This is a genomic window from Haematobacter massiliensis (assembly GCF_000740795.1).
GTDB classification, from domain to species: Bacteria; Pseudomonadota; Alphaproteobacteria; order Rhodobacterales; family Rhodobacteraceae; genus Haematobacter; species Haematobacter massiliensis.
On record NZ_JGYG01000007.1, the window covers coordinates 35821 to 50559 of the forward strand.

Sequence of the window (14739 nt, forward strand, 5' to 3'; positions counted from 1 at the left end):
GGTTCAGCACTCTTGCAGCAAGTCTGGGGCGAAATCCGGCGAGGGGGAGGGCAAAGTCTGCAAGGGGCAGCTTGCGTCGCCTACTGCGACGCGTTTGCATCAGTCGCCTTTCGTCTCCCGCAGCCCTGCATCGGCGTCTATCGCGCTGAAATTGCCGAGCATCTTGTCCAGATAATGGATCATGTGGATTTTGTCGGAAGTGGAGAAGTCGGCAAGAGCTTGCTCATAGTAATCGGCGATCACGGGGCGCATGTTCTTGTCCCAGAGACTCCTGCCCTTTGCTGTGAGGCGAATCAGACGGGAGCGGTTATCGCGGGCGTGGATCGCACGCTCCACATAATCCAGCGCCTCCAGCCGGGAGAGCACGCCTGCCAGATTCTGCCTGCTGACCATCAGGAAGGCAGCAAGATCACCGACCGCCACACCTTCCGAAAACCCTGTCCGTGTCAGGGCGCCGAGCACGGCCCATTGCTGCGTGGTAATGCCGTGGTCTTCCAGCGCTCGGGTGCCGGTCTTATGCAACATGTTGGCACATTGATAGAGCCGGAAGAAGAGCCGGTTGCTCAAGCCGAGCGACATATCCCGAAACTGATCGCTGTCCTTTGCCATGATGCAGCATGTCTTCCCGACGATCCTTCGTCAAGCCGTGATAAATCATGAAAGTAAATATATTGACATATATTGCTGGCGCATGCTTTCCTGAGAGCAGGCGAGCTGCACAGGATTCGAGTTAAAAGGCGGGTAAAACTACTGCCAACTTGAAAAAGTGCTGCCACGGAATGATCGAGGAGGCGAGGATGCGCGGCCTGAAAGGTAAAGTAGTTGTAATAACTGGCGGGGGTGGAGGTATCGGTTCGGCAACCTGCAAACGCTTCGCCGGAGAGGGCGCTCGTGTGGTGGTGGCCGATATCGGCGAAGCCGCAGCGAACCGCGTGGTGCAGGAAATTCGCGCAGAAGGCGGTGAGGCGATCGCGATGATCGTCGATCTGACCGATTATCAGGCCACGGTCAGCGCAGTTTCCCGGGTGGAGGCTGAGTTCGGGCCCATCGACATCCTCGTGAACAACGCGGGCTGGGATCTGTTCGTGCCGTTCCTGAAGCAGGAGCCGGACTTCTGGAGCAAGATCATCGACATCAACCTGCGGGCCGTGCTGAACATCACCAAGCCGGTTCTGGCCTCCATGGTTGCGCGCGGTGTGGCGGGACGGGTTGTGTCCATCGGCTCCGACGCCGGCCGGGGCGGGTCGTCGGGCGAGTCGGTCTATTCCGCCTGCAAGGCCGGGGTGATCGCGCTGTCGAAAACGCTGGCGCGGGAACATGCCCGCCACGGGATCACCTTCAACACGGTCTGCCCGGGTGTCACCGAAACGGCGATGCTTGAGCAGTTCATGGAGGCGGCTGGCGACAAGGAAAAACTGCGTGGCGCCTTTGCCAGGGCGGTGCCGATGGGGCGGCTGGGCCAGCCCGACGATCTTCCGGGCGCGATCCTGTTCTTCGCGAGCGACGATGCGGCCTTCATCACCGGTCAGGTGATCTCGGTCTCTGGCGGTCTGACGATGCATGGTTGAGGGGAAGTCATGGCCTATGAGGGGGAGACAATGACCTACGAAGACATCCTTTACGCCATTCGCGGCGGTGCCGCCTGGATCACGATCAACCGGGCTGAAAAGTACAACGCCTTCCGCGGCCAGACAGTGGATGAGCTGATCCACGCCTTCCAGACGGCAGGTTGGGACCGGTCGGTGGGGGTGATCGTGCTGACCGGCGCGGGTGACAAGGCCTTCTGCACCGGCGGCGACCAGTCGGCCCATGATGGGCAATACGACGGGCGCGGAGTCATCGGCCTGCCGATAGACGAGTTGCAGTCACTGATCCGCGACGTGCCGAAGCCGGTCATCGCACGGGTGAACGGATTTGCCATCGGCGGCGGCAACGTTCTGGCCACGATCTGCGACCTGACCATAGCGTCGGAGAAGGCGCAGTTCGGGCAGGTCGGACCAAAGGTCGGCTCGGTCGATCCGGGGTTCGGCACCGCCTATCTCGCGCGCGTGGTGGGCGAGAAAAAGGCGCGGGAGATCTGGTATCTCAACAAGCGTTACACGGCGCAGGAAGCGCTCGCCATGGGATTGGCGAACGCGGTTGTCCCGCATGAGGAACTCGATGCGGAAGTGGACCGCTGGGTGGCCGAGCTGATGGAGCGCTCGCCGACGGCGCTGGCGCTGGCAAAGGTGTCTTTCAACGCCGACAGCGAGGGTATCCGGGGCATCTCGGCGCTCGGGATGCGGGCGCTGTCGCTCTACTACGACACCGACGAGAGCAAGGAAGGCGGCGTCGCGTTCCGCGAAAAGCGCAAGCCCGATTTCCGCAAGCACACGAAGTAGCCATCTTTCCGGATGGCCAGCGCGCCACCCGCACCGGTTTGGGAGGACAGGGTGCAACCGACGATTTTCGATACAGATGACCTCAGCGCGCTCCGCGATCTCGCGCGCAAGTTTGCCGGTGAGAAGCTTGCACCCGGCTATCGGGCGCGGGAGAAATCGGGCCGCTTCGGCCCCGATCTCGTGCGGGAGATGGGCGGTCTTGGCCTCATCGCGCCTGAACTGCCGGAAGACGTTGGCGGGCTGGGCGCGGGCAGCATCTATTCCGGCGTGATCATCGAGGAGATCGCACGGGCGGATTTCAACTTCGGTTACGTCAACATCCTCGCTTCGCTGAACGGCCAGATCCTTGCGAATTTCGCGAACCCGGAGATCCGGCGGGACTGGCTCCCGCGGCTCACGGCGGGAGAGATCATGGTGGCCATCGCGCTGACCGAGCCGCGGGGCGGATCGGACGCCGCCAACCTCGGGTTGAAGATGGAGCGCTCGGGCAATCACTATGTGCTGAATGGCGAGAAGACCTCCATCTCCGCGGCGGATCAGGCGGCGGGAACGGTCGTGTTCGCGCGGACGGGCAGGCCGGAGGACGGGGCGCGGGGGGTTTCCGCCGTCTTCGTGCCGATGGATACGCCCGGTATCTCGACCACGCGGTTCACCGATGTCGGTCAGCACGCCATCGGCCGGGGGTCCATCTTCTTCGATAACGTGAGGGTGCCCACGGATCATCTTCTCGGCGAGGAGGGGCAGGGCTTCGTGCAGGTCATGCAGGGCTTCGATTTCTCGCGTTCGCTGATCGGGCTGCAATGTCTTGGTACCGCACGGCAATCGCTGGATGAAGCATGGGCCTATATCGGGGAGCGGAAGGCGTTCGGCAAACCGCTCGCGGCGTTTCAGGGGGTGACTCATCAGCTTGCCGATTTCGACACCAAGGTCGAGGCGGCGCGGCTTTTGTGTCTGAACGCGCTGTGGCTGAAGGATACCGGGCGTCCCCATGTGGCGGAAGCGGCGATGGCCAAGTGGTGGCCTCCGCTTCTGGCCTATGAGGCGATCCATGCCTGCCTGCTGATCCATGGCCATGCCGCCTATTCAAACGAACTGCCGTTCGAGCAGCGGCTCCGCGATGTGCTGGGCCTCCAGATCGGCGACGGCACCGCGCATATCATGAAGAACATCATCGCCCGGGAGCGGGCGGGACGCGCCGCCGTCGGCGCCTGACCGGACCGAAAGCAGGGGGGAGGAAACCATGCACTTCGATGCCGTTCTGATCGAGCCGCGCCGTGCGCGGATGGAGGCGGAGGGCCTCTGGCCCGGCAAGACACTGCTCGACTATTTTGAGGAAGCACTGGCGGAAGCGCCGCAGGCACGCGCGCTGACCAGCGTTATCGCCGCTACGGGGGAGACGCGGCACCTGACCTGGGCGGAGATCGAGCATCTGTCCTGGCGCGCCGCCGAAGGGCTCCGGCGCCTCGGGCTCCGGCGGGACGATGTCCTGGCCTGCCAGCTTCCTAATTCATGGGAGTTCGTCGTGCTCTACATCGCCTGTCGGCGGCTTGGCGTCGTGTTCAATCCCGTGATGCCGATCTTCCGGGAGCGGGAACTTCGCTTTATGCTCCGCCATGGCGAGGCCAAGGTGCTGGTTGTGCCGAAAGCCTTTCGCGGCTTCGACCATGAGGTGATGGCAGGAACGTTGCGCGCCGATCTGCCGGACCTTTCGCGGGTCATCGTCGCGGGCCGCGGCGGAGAGGGCAGTTTCGAGGCGCTGCTCCTCGACCCCGTCCTCGACGACGCGCCAGGTCTGAGAGCGCTGAGCCTTCGGGATAGGGGCGATGCAAACGCGGTCTGCCAGCTCATCTACACCTCCGGCACGACCGGCGAGCCGAAGGGTGTGATGCATACGGCCAATACCATGTATTCCAACCTCGTCGCCTATGCGGAGCGGCTGCGGCTGGACGGATCGGACGTGATCCTGATGGCCTCGCCGATGGCGCATCAGACGGGGTTCATGTACGGCTTCCTGCTTCCCGTGATGCTGCGGGCGCGGATGGTGCTGATGGACAGCTGGGACAGGACGCTGGCCGCCCGTCTGATCGCAAGCGAGGGTGTGACCTTTACCATGGCCTCCACGCCCTTCCTGATGGACCTGACCAATGCGGTGGAAGAGGGTGCCGGCGACAGCCGGAGCCTGCGGATCTTCCTCTGCGCGGGGACAGCCATCCCGGGTCCGCTGGTGGAGCGGGCCTGCCGGGTGCTGGGCGCGCGGATCGTTTCCGCCTGGGGCATGACGGAAAACGGGGCGGTGACCGTCGTACCCCTGGACGACGCGCCGGATCGCTCCGCCCGGTCGGATGGCGCGCCGCTCCGCGGAATGGAGGTGCAGGTGCGGGGGGGTGATGGCAGGCCGGTTCAGCCCGGCCGGGAGGGCGAGCTTTTCGTGCGCGGCTGCTCCAACTTCGCGGGATATCTCAGGCGGCCCGATCTGAACGCCACCGATGCCGAGGGTTGGTTCGAGACGGGCGATATCGCCCGATTGGAGGTGGACGGACATATCCGCATCGTCGGGCGATCCAAGGATGTCATCATCCGGGGCGCCGAGAACATTCCCGTGGTGGAGGTCGAGGCGCTTCTCTACAAGCATCCCGCCGTGTTGCAGGTCGCAATCGTCGCCTATCCGGACGACCGGCTGGGGGAAAGAGCCTGCGCCTTCATCGTGCCAAAAGACGGCAAGGCCATCGACTTTGCGGAGATGAGCGCATTCCTTGCCGGTGAACAGCTCGCCCGGCAATATGTGCCGGAGCGGCTGGAGATCCGCGAGCGGCTGCCCGCCACCGCCTCCGGCAAGATCCAGAAGTTCGCCCTGAGGAACGAGCTTTTGGTGGAATATGAGCAGAGGCGATCAGCGACGGCCTGATAGCGGCGCCGATCACAGTCAGCCGGGTGCGTCACGCGTGCTCTGGTTTCCTTGATCAGGGTCTGGCGGGGATGGTCAGTCCCCGCTCCACAGCCGCGCGGGCAAGGCAGGTTTCCAGCCAGCGCGGCACCGCTTCCAGTTCTGCATAGTTCACCAGCTCCCCCGCATCGTAAAAGCCGATGAGGTTCCGCACCCAGCCAAGCATGGCAATATCGGCGATCGTATACTCCGGCCCGGCGATGAAGGCATTATTGGCGAGCTGCCCTTCCAGCACCCCGAGCAGGCGCGCGGATTCCTTGGCGTAGCGGTCACGGGGGCGCTTGTCTTCGTACTCCCGCCCCGCGAAACGGTGGAAGAAGCCCAGCTGTCCGAACATTGGCCCGATGCCGCCCATCTGGAAAAACACCCATTGGAGCACTTTGTAGCGCTGCGGGCCGTCAGGAAGAAACATCCCGGTTTTTTCGGCGAGATAGACAAGAATTGCCCCGGATTCGAACAAGCCGAGAGGTTGGCCATCCGGACCCGAGGGGTCAAGGATCGCCGGTATCTTGCCGTTGGGGTTCAGCGACAGAAACGCATCGGTCCACGTTTCGTCTTTGCCGATATCGATGAAATGCGGCTCATAGGGCAGGCCCGTCTCCTCCAGCATGATCGACACTTTCACCCCGTTTGGCGTTGGCGTGGAGTAGAGTTGTAACCGCTCGGGATGTTTCGCGGGCCAGCGCTGCGTTATGGGAAAGCGGGTAAGGTCCGGCATGTCCGTCTCCATATCAAAGGGGTGCGAGTAGGGGATACAGGCTGCGATAGCGTTGGCGGGCCTTCTCGAAGGCAGGGCGAAGCGTGGCGTCGGGAGCGATGACGCGATCCACGGCAGGAGCGGTGCACACGCTGAGCGGATCGGCACCGGTCGCCGCAATCAGCCCGAGCCGTGCTACGCCGAAGGCCGCGCCGAAATCGCCGCGTGCGGGAAGCTCCACGGGAATATCCAGCGCCGTCGCGATGGCCCGCAACCAGTAGATCGATCGTGAGCCGCCGCCGATCGCCGTCACCCGCGACACCTCGGCCCCTGCAGACCGCAGCGCGGCGAGGTTATCGGCCAGCGCGAAGGCCACCCCCTCCATGACAGCCTGCGTCATCTCCGCCCGGCCCGTCCCATGGCTCAGCCCCGTGAAGGCGCCTCGGATTCGGGCGTCATTATGGGGGGTTCGTTCGCCCGACAGATAGGGGAGGAAGTTGACCGGCCCCGGTGCGCGAAGTGTCTCGCCCAGCTCGGCGGAAAGTTCCCCGGCGCTCGTGCCGGAGATGCGGGCGTGCCAGTTCAGGGCGTCTGCGGCAGACAGGATCACACCCATCTGATGCCAGCGGTGCGGCAATGCGTGACAGAAGGCATGGACGGCACTTTCCGGCCGTGGTCGCCAAACGTCGTTCGCGGCAAAGAGCACACCGGATGTGCCAAGAGAGATGAAGGCCTGTCCCTCGGACACCATGCCCATGCCGACGGCGGAGGCGGCATTGTCTCCCGCACCCCCTGCGATGGTCACCGGTCCCTCAATCCCCCATGCTCTCCGGAGCCGGTCGCGGAGCATGCCACCCGGTTCCGTGCCTTCCACAAGCCGGGGCATGTGGACACGGCTGAGGCCGGTCGCGGCCAGCAGCTCGTCCGACCAGTCGCGCGCCCCGATATCGAGCCAGCTCGTCCCGGAAGCATCCGACATCTCCGACACATGCTCTCCGGTAAGCCAGAGCCGGAGAGCGTCTTTCGGAAGCAGAACCTTGGCCAGGCGGGCAAAAGCCTCCGGTTCGTGCCGCGCGATCCAGCGCAGTTTCGGTGCGGTGAACCCCGGAAAGACGATGTTGCCGGTGATGCGGCGAAAGGCGGGCGCCGCGTCCATCTCCGCCGCCTCTTGCGCGGCGCGCGTGTCATTCCACAGGATCGACGGACGGATCGGCCTGTCAGCGGCATCGTAGAGCGTCGCGCCATGCATCTGTCCGGACAAGCCGATCCCCCTCAGGGCGGCGAACTCCCCTGGATGCGTTGCCCGGACGCTTGCGATGGCCGTTTCGGCGGCGGCGATCCAGTCATCGGGTGCCTGCTCCGACCAGCCCGGATGCAGACGCGAGACGTGAAGCTCCGCTGTTGACGAACCGAGGATGCGCTGACCTTCGTCCATCAGGAGCGCCCTGATACCCGAAGTTCCCAGATCGAGGCCGAGGAACATGCTTCTCTCCCAGTCGCAAGCGCTGGTTCGTTCTCGCAGGTGTGCCTGTCAGCGTCCATCCCTCCCACCTGGGTCTCTTTTCGCGCCTGTGCGCCCGGACGCAGCGCCGCTTTAGGGTCACGCAGCGATGCCCGGCAGAATACGGGCGCGGGATGTGCTGCCTGATCCACCCTGTTATGCAGTTGGAAGAGCGACAGCGGGCGTTGCGGCGCGCCGACGCCCCAGACCAGGGCCGCGCAGCAGCACCGGTGAACTGGCAAGGAGAAGCGACGTCTACGCTGGCCTCTAGGGCAGTACCATCGGGTCGTGGATGCCTTTGCCAAGGGGCCTGAAGCACTTTGGACAAAGACAACGCGGGCGATACCGTAGGACGAGCTGGCCTGAGGGCAGGGGCGGGCGCGCGCGCCTGACGACAGATCAGGCGCGGGCGCGCGCTTGCTCCCGGTCGAACGTATCGCCCGTCACACCATCGCTCCGCAGGATGTGCTTCTGGATCTTGCCGCTTGCCGTCTTGGGCAGGTCTTCCATGATCCTCAGGTAGCGGGGCACCATGAACTTCGGCAGTCGCGCCGCGAGATGACCCAGCAGTGCCTCTGCGTCGATGAGCCGGCCGGCGACCGGCGTGACCACGATCAACACCTCGTCCTCGCTGAAGGCGCTCGGCACGGCAACGGCAGCGCATTCCCGCACATCGGGATGGGCGGTCACCTCCGCTTCCAAGGCGAACGAGGAGATGTTCTCCCCCCGACGGCGGATCACGTCCTTGAGCCGGTCGACGAAGAAGAACCGCCCCTCGGCATCGCGACGAAAGCTGTCGCCGGTGTGAAACCAGCCGTTCCGCATCGCCTCCACGGTCGCGGCCGGCGCGTTGTGGTAGCCCTTCATCAGTGCCCAGGGGCGGCTTGAGCGGATGATGAGCTCGCCCGTGCCGCCCTCGGGAACCTCGATATCATTGGCGTCTACGATCCGCAGATCGAACCACGGGCGGGGTAGCCCGGCAATACCCTTCAGACCGGCGCTTCCCTGCAGGGGGCCTGCGTGCAGGGGGCTGGCGATCTCTGTCATGTTGTATATCGTCCAGGCCTCCACTCCGAACCGCTCGGCAAAAAACGGTCCGTCCTCCCCGAAGGGCGTGATGAAGGCGCGACGAAGGGGATGGTCGCGGTCATCGGGCTGACCGGGCTCTTTCAGCAGAAAGCTCGCCATGACGCCCAGCAGGAGACAATAGGTCGATCCCGTGTCGCGTACCGCTCGCCAGAATTCCCGCGTCTTGAACTCCCTCATCATGCCGATGGACAGACCGCGCGCCAGCTGCCCATAGACGTAAAGCGTTGAGCCGCAATGGAAGATAGGGCCGCAGATGAGGCAGCGGTCATCCGGCGCGACCTCGAACGCATCCGGACCCATCGTGTAAAGTTGTGTGTAGGACGTCACGACGCCCTTGGGATTTCCGGTGGTGCCGGAGGTATACATGATCGCCAGAGTGTCCCACGGCTCTATGGGTGTTTCCAGCGCGAGGACCGCTGGATCGACGTCATCCAGATCATGAAGCGGCAGGATTTCGACATGGGGATGGGCCGGTATCTCGCCCGGGCCGACGACCAGCACTTTCCGGAGCTGGCCCGGCGCCACATCGGCCAGCCGGTCCAGCAACTCCGCTTCCGCTACCATGAGCGACGCATCGGCATCGCTCAGGATATGTTCGAGGGGCCTTCCACGAGAGGCGGTGTTCAAGGGAATATAGACCGCGCCGAGATAGTTGATCGCGAACCAGGTGGCGAGCAGGTCCGGCCCGTTTCCCATGAAGCACAGCACATGGCTGCTCCTTCGGACACCATGCGCATGCAGCGTCGCGGCCCGCTGGCGGACCATCTCCCACGTTTCACGGTAAGACCACTGAACATCCGGCCAGAAATGTACGAAAAGCGCGTCTGGGCGATCCTCCGCATAGCGGTCCAGCAGATTGCGCAGCACCGCGTGCTCCCGGTCGAGCGCTTTTTCCTGATCTTTCATTCCGTTCTCCTCCCTACGTGCCAGGTGCACGGACACGCAGAAGTCGTTTGCAATGTCGCAACAACCATGCAACATACCGCGTAGTATGTCAAAGGGGGAACGGCATGCCGACCGTCACCATCACACGGGAAGACAGTGTGGCGTTGGTCCGCTACGACAGGGGCGCCAAGGCAAACGCGCTGAGCCATGACACCATTCTCGACCTGACCCGAGCCGCGGAGGAACTGGCCGCCGATACGACCTGTCATCTGGTCATCCTGACAGGGACAGAGAGGCGTTTCTCGGCGGGCGTCGATCTGGAGGATGTCTCCCTTTGGCAGCCGGGAGAGGACAGCGTTGCGCGCTCGGAGGCGATGGCTGCCGGGGGGCGAATGGTGGATCGCTGGGCGCGGCTGCCCCAGATCTGCATTGCGGCCGTTGAAGGGCCTGCCATCGGGGGGGGCGCAATTCTCGCACTCGCCGCCGATTTCCGGGTCATGGGGGAGGGCAGCTACTTCCGCTTTCCGGAGGTGCGGCTTGGCATGACCTTGGGTTGGGGCGGGTTGCCGCTGCTGACTGCGCTGGTCGGGCCCGCACGGGCGAAGCTCATGCTTTTCACCGACGCACGCATCGAACCCGGGGAGGCAGAGCGGCTCGGCCTGTGCGAACGCGCGGTACCGGCCGGAGGGGCGCTGGAAGCCGCGCGGGAATTGGCCGCCGGAATCGCCGCCTGTCCACCCATGGCCCTTCGCATGACCAAGCGGACAGTGGACAGCCACTGCCGAGATAACTGGGCTTCGGGATTCGAGGCCGATCAATTCTTTCTGTCGCGCCTGCTGTCGGAGGAAACCGGCTGACGCGATTTCATGGGGCGGAGCATATGAAACTCAAGGCACTATTGGCAGGTGTGGCGATTGCCGCGCTTGCGTCCATGGCGTCAGCAGAGCCTTATCGGCTTGGCGTGCTTACGGACATGTCGGGCATGAACTTCGACCTCGCCGGACAGGGTTCGGCGGTGGCCGCGCGTATGGCGGTGGAGGATTTCGGCGGTACGCTGCTCGGCGAGCCGGTCGAGGTGATCGTGGGCGACCACCAGAACAAACCTGATGTGGGTGCGACGCTCGCCCGCCGGTGGATCGACGAACAGAACGTGAAGGCGGTGATCGATGTGCCCACGTCGTCCGTCGCCATGGCTGTCCAGGATGTGACACGTGCGGCGGATGTGGCGTTCCTGATCTCCACCGCGGGGTCATCCGACCTGACGGGCAAGGCATGCTCGCCGTCCAGTGCGCTCTGGACATGGGATACCTATGCGCTTGCCAATGGCACCGGGCGGGCCATGACGCAGGAGGGCGAGAAGAGCTGGTTCTTCATCACGGCCGACTATACCTTTGGTCACGCGCTGGAACGCGACACGTCAGAGGCGGTGCGTTCGCTCGGCGGTGAGGTTGTGGGCGCCGTCCGCCACCCGCGCGAGACGACCGACTTCTCGTCCTATCTGTTGCAGGCGCAGGCCTCCGGCGCGGAGGTGATCGCATTGGCGAATTCCTCCGGCGACACGATGACCGCGATGAAACAGGCAGGGGAATACGGTATTACCGCAGCCGGACAGAAGCTCGCCGGGCTCCTGCTGTTCCTGACGGACGTGGATGGCGTGGGGCTCGAAACGGCGCAGGGTCTGACGCTCACCACCGGGTTCTACTGGGACTTCGACGATCAGACCCGTGCCTGGTCCAAGCGGTTCGGCGAGCAGATGGGCGGGCGTATGCCGACGATGGTGCAGGCGGGCGTCTATTCTGCAGTGCTGAACTATCTGAAGGCCGCTGAGGCGGCGAAAGCCGTCGAAGGGACGGCCGTCATGTCGCAGCTTCGCACCATGAAGATCGACGACATGTTCGCGCGGAACGCTTATCTTCGAGAAGACGGCCGCCTCGTCCATGATATGTATCTCGCGCAGGTAAAGACGCCCGCAGAGTCAACCGGACGCTGGGATTACTATAAGATTCTTCGGACGATACCCGGGGAGGAGGCTTTCAAGCCGCTTGAGCAGAGTGACTGTCCGCTTGTCAAAAAGTGACGCCTTGTGCGCCCTCGTCCCGGGGGCGCGCCTTCGGGAGGATCGAGGAGAGGAGACGCGGATGGAGAATGCCGACCGCCATGGGCTGATCGTGCTGAACCGGCATGTGCCGGAGGAGTGGGTGGACTACAACGGTCACATGGGCGACTTCGCCTATGGGATCGCATTTTCGGATGCCGTGACAGCCTATATGGACCGGATCGGTGTCGATGCTCCCTATCGCGAGCGAACGGGCGCCACGCTCTATACGCTCGACCTGCGTATCGGCTTCTTCCGGGAATGTCATCGGGGAGACCCGCTCGAAGTGGAGTTGGTTCTGCTCGCTGCGGATGACAAGCGGCTGCACGTCTTTCTCCGGTTGCGGGGCGCAGAGGGGCAGGAACTTGCGCTTTGCGAGCAGCTTCTCATGCATGTCGGGCGTGCCTCCGGCAGTCCACGGGCGGAGCCATTCCCGGAAAGCATCTCGGCGATAGTGGAGCGGGACCGGGAGGATCATGCCGCCCTGATCCGGCCGGATTGGCTGGCGCGGCGGATCGGGCTCTCCCGCTAGCCGTCCGGTGGGAAGGGCTGCGACGGTCTCCTGGTGAGGCGCCAAGCCTCGCTTCAGGCCCTTGCAACCGGGTTGTCCCAACCCGGGATCAGATCGCCGCGTCAGGAGGGGGCGTCATGCCACCTGCCATCTCCAGTTGCGCGGGGGTCAGAGGGACAGGGCGACGGGTCACGCGGTCGATATAGACATGCACATATCCGCCCTGGGCCGCGGCTGTCTCCTCCCCCTCGCGGAAGAGCGCGAAGCTCCATGTCAGGCTGCTGGAGCCGACCCGGGTGATGCGCAGACCTACCTCCACGCGCTCTGGATAGGTCACCTCGGCAAAGTAGTGGGTCCATTGCTGGGCGACGAGCCCAATGGACCCGGTACCGCCTGCAAGGTCGAGAGCTCCCGAGGCGATCAACGCGCGGTTCACCGCGCTGTCGAAGCACTCCAGGTAGCTCACGTTGTTCATGTGACCATAGATGTCCATGTCGCGCCAGCGCGTTTCCATGCTGTAGAATGCAACATAATCAACGCGTCTGTGTGGGCTGGCACGCTCAAGCATGGTCATACCGCCCGTTTTGCATCGCGCGCGCGGGCGACGATACGCTCCACATGATCCAGCCCGTTCTGCGTTTCGATGAACCCTTCCAGCTTCGCGAGCGTGCCGAATGCTTCCGCGACTGCTTCGGGGGTGCGATCGCCTTCGGGCAGATAAACACCCTGGTTCTCCACGATGGCGAGCCGCGCTACCGTGCCAGCGCCGGCCAGCAGCGCCGTGCGGCTCGGCGCCCCTTCGCTGGTGAGATAGAGCGCGGCGGGAACAACGTTCTCGGGGGAGAGATGGGCGAGCGTCTCCTCCTCCATCATGTCGCCGGTCATGCGCGTGGCGGCGGTGGGCAGGACAGCATTGACATGGATGCCGTATTTCTGCCCCTCGAAATGCAACACGTTCATCAGCCCGATCAGCCCGGCCTTGGCCGCGCCATAGTTGGCCTGACCGAAGTTGCCATAGACGCCGGATGTGGAGGATGTCATCAGGACGCGCCCATAGCCCTGCTCGCGCATCGTCTCCCAGACCGCCTTGGTCGCGTTGGCCGAACCGATGAGATGCACCTCCACCACAGCGCGGAAGTCGTCCATCGTCATCTTGGCGAAAGTCCTGTCGCGCAGGATGCCGGCGTTGTTGATGAGCACGTCGATCCGACCGAATGTCTCCCGCGCACGGGCGGCAAGCGCCTCCATCTGCGAAAAGTCGGTGACGTTTCCGCCGTCCGCCAAGGCCGCCCCGCCCTGCGCTTCGATCTCTGCAACGACGGCTTCCGCAGCGGCGCTGGAGCCACCACGGCCATCCCGCGCTCCGCCGAAGTCGTTGACGACCACCTTTGCTCCCCGCCGGGCCAGCTCCAGTGCATAGGCGCGCCCCAGCCCGCCGCCTGCTCCGGTGACGATGGCGACGCGCCCTTCGTAGCTGATGCTCATCCTGCTTTATCCTCCGCCTCTGCCTTCAATATGTGCCATTCCGCGATCGCGGCTGGCTTCTGCTGGCCTTCCACCTCTACTGTCACGCCATAGGTGTCGAGCCGTCCGGTGCCGCGTGCCTGCGATGAAATCAGCGTAAAGCGCGCGCGGATGCGGCTTCCGACCCTGACGGGCGCGACGAAGCGAACCTTGTCGAAGCCGTAATTTACCTCCATCCCGCTGCCGGGGGGCATAGCGCTCTGCTGCAACTGGGTCAGGAGGGATAGAACGAGAAACCCATGCGCTATGGTGCCGCCGAAACCGCCTTCGCGGGCTGCACGTTCGGGATCGACATGGATGAACTGATGATCGCCGATGACATCGGCAAAGCGATCAACGAGCCGCTGATCGACGAGAAGCCAGTCGCTTACCCTGTCCATAGCCCCTCTCCTCTACAACATACGGAGTAGTATGGATTGCCTTTGTCCCTGTCCAGTGTCAATATCGGCGGGAAACGAATGACCGAGACCGGATGACACAGCCACGCACACGCAACAGAGACGATGGGGCGGGGAATATCGAGATCCTCGAAATGGCGGCGCAATGCTTCATGGAGCAGGGTTTCGCCGCCACCAGCATTGACGACGTTGCCCGACGACTGGGTGCCACGAAGGGGCGGATTTACCACTACTATTCGTCAAAGACCGACCTGTTCTTCGACGTGCACCGTGAGGGCATGGAACGGCTGTTTCACGCGGTCGAACCGGTGATGGCGGGGCCGGGGTCCGCTGTGCGGCGGCTGGAGGCGATGCTGCACGCCCATGCGATGGCGATGATGACCAACGTCGCTTTCGAGGCGGTCGTGGTGCAGGGTGTGCACATGCACAGGATGGCCGCAACGACACCGGGCCAACGCGGCACACTGGACGCGTTGATCGCACTGCGCCGTCGTTTCGAAGGATTGTTCCGGCAGGTGATGGAGGAGGGCATTGCGGATGGCTCGCTTCGCGCAATGGATGTGTCGGTCGGCGCAAAGGCCATGCTCGGCGCGGTGAACTGGATGTCCGTCTGGTATCGGCCGATGCCGGAGGAGACGCAGGAAAGCCGTCATCGCCTTGCCGATCAGATTGTCGCGACGCAGATCGAAGGTCTCCGTCAGAGGTAGCAGCAAT

General features: G+C 63.9%; 15 protein-coding genes. 8 read left to right on the forward strand and 7 right to left on the reverse strand.

Annotated elements, in window-relative coordinates:
- Nucleotides 1–99 precede the first annotated feature (99 nt).
- The gene (locus CN97_RS11280; RefSeq protein WP_035711426.1) at nucleotides 100–609 is read right to left on the reverse strand and encodes a MarR family winged helix-turn-helix transcriptional regulator; all 510 of its coding nucleotides are present in this window, start codon (nucleotides 607–609) and stop codon (nucleotides 100–102) included.
- Between the two features lie 188 nt (nucleotides 610–797).
- On the opposite strand from CN97_RS11280, the gene CN97_RS11285 reads away from it, so the two are divergent.
- Genes CN97_RS11285 through aliA form a run of 4 tightly spaced genes read left to right on the forward strand, consistent with a single transcriptional unit; the run spans nucleotide 798 to nucleotide 5286 of the window.
- A complete protein-coding gene (locus CN97_RS11285; protein WP_176414898.1) occupies nucleotides 798–1568 on the forward strand; it encodes an SDR family NAD(P)-dependent oxidoreductase in 771 nt (256 codons plus the stop codon).
- A gap of 30 nt (nucleotides 1569–1598) precedes the next feature.
- On the forward strand, nucleotides 1599–2381 hold the full coding sequence (gene badI / locus CN97_RS11290; protein WP_035711818.1) for a 2-ketocyclohexanecarboxyl-CoA hydrolase: 783 nt from the start codon (nucleotides 1599–1601) through the stop codon (nucleotides 2379–2381).
- 51 nt (nucleotides 2382–2432) lie between these two features.
- On the forward strand, nucleotides 2433–3593 hold the full coding sequence (gene aliB, locus CN97_RS11295) for a cyclohexanecarboxyl-CoA dehydrogenase (RefSeq protein WP_035711428.1): 1161 nt from the start codon (nucleotides 2433–2435) through the stop codon (nucleotides 3591–3593).
- 28 nt (nucleotides 3594–3621) lie between these two features.
- A complete protein-coding gene (gene aliA / locus CN97_RS11300) occupies nucleotides 3622–5286 on the forward strand; it encodes a cyclohexanecarboxylate-CoA ligase (protein ID WP_035711430.1) in 1665 nt (554 codons plus the stop codon).
- 55 nt (nucleotides 5287–5341) lie between these two features.
- Here aliA and CN97_RS11305 read toward each other — a convergent pair whose 3' ends face one another.
- The 3 genes from CN97_RS11305 to CN97_RS11315 form a co-directional block, all read right to left on the reverse strand.
- Nucleotides 5342–6043 carry a glutathione S-transferase N-terminal domain-containing protein gene (locus CN97_RS11305; RefSeq protein ID WP_035711432.1) on the reverse strand — a complete coding sequence of 234 codons (702 nt, stop codon included), beginning with the start codon at nucleotides 6041–6043 and terminating at the stop codon, nucleotides 5342–5344.
- Between the two features lie 13 nt (nucleotides 6044–6056).
- Nucleotides 6057–7505 carry a xylulokinase gene (gene xylB / locus CN97_RS11310; protein ID WP_035711434.1) on the reverse strand — a complete coding sequence of 483 codons (1449 nt, stop codon included), beginning with the start codon at nucleotides 7503–7505 and terminating at the stop codon, nucleotides 6057–6059.
- A gap of 417 nt (nucleotides 7506–7922) precedes the next feature.
- On the reverse strand, nucleotides 7923–9518 hold the full coding sequence (locus tag CN97_RS11315) for an AMP-binding protein (protein WP_035711435.1): 1596 nt from the start codon (nucleotides 9516–9518) through the stop codon (nucleotides 7923–7925).
- Between the two features lie 104 nt (nucleotides 9519–9622).
- Between CN97_RS11315 and CN97_RS11320 the strand changes: the two genes are divergently transcribed.
- The 3 genes from CN97_RS11320 to CN97_RS11330 all read left to right on the forward strand — a co-directional run bounded on the left by CN97_RS11320 (nucleotide 9623) and on the right by CN97_RS11330 (nucleotide 12124).
- Nucleotides 9623–10354, forward strand: coding sequence for an enoyl-CoA hydratase/isomerase family protein (locus CN97_RS11320; protein WP_035711437.1), 732 nt, complete (start codon nucleotides 9623–9625; stop codon nucleotides 10352–10354).
- Between the two features lie 23 nt (nucleotides 10355–10377).
- A complete protein-coding gene (locus CN97_RS11325) occupies nucleotides 10378–11574 on the forward strand; it encodes an ABC transporter substrate-binding protein (protein ID WP_035711439.1) in 1197 nt (398 codons plus the stop codon).
- A gap of 61 nt (nucleotides 11575–11635) precedes the next feature.
- Complete coding sequence (locus CN97_RS11330; protein WP_051911178.1) at nucleotides 11636–12124, forward strand: thioesterase family protein; 489 nt, start codon at nucleotides 11636–11638, stop codon at nucleotides 12122–12124.
- 88 nt (nucleotides 12125–12212) lie between these two features.
- On the opposite strand, the gene CN97_RS11335 is transcribed toward CN97_RS11330, so the two are convergent.
- Genes CN97_RS11335 through CN97_RS11345 form a run of 3 tightly spaced genes read right to left on the reverse strand, consistent with a single transcriptional unit; the run spans nucleotide 12213 to nucleotide 14007 of the window.
- A complete protein-coding gene (locus CN97_RS11335; protein WP_242685281.1) occupies nucleotides 12213–12617 on the reverse strand; it encodes an acyl-CoA thioesterase in 405 nt (134 codons plus the stop codon).
- Nucleotides 12618–12673: 56 nt separating this feature from the next.
- Entirely contained in the window at nucleotides 12674–13588 is a 915-nt protein-coding gene (locus CN97_RS11340) for an SDR family NAD(P)-dependent oxidoreductase (protein ID WP_035711440.1), read from the reverse strand.
- A complete protein-coding gene (locus CN97_RS11345; protein WP_035711442.1) occupies nucleotides 13585–14007 on the reverse strand; it encodes a MaoC family dehydratase in 423 nt (140 codons plus the stop codon). The genes CN97_RS11340 and CN97_RS11345 overlap by 4 nt, the downstream gene beginning before the upstream one ends.
- 92 nt (nucleotides 14008–14099) lie before the next feature.
- Here CN97_RS11345 and CN97_RS11350 point away from each other — a divergent pair, with 92 nt between their 5' ends.
- Nucleotides 14100–14732, forward strand: a complete 633-nt coding sequence (locus CN97_RS11350; protein ID WP_035711443.1) for a TetR/AcrR family transcriptional regulator — start codon at nucleotides 14100–14102, stop codon at nucleotides 14730–14732.
- Nucleotides 14733–14739 lie beyond the last annotated feature (7 nt).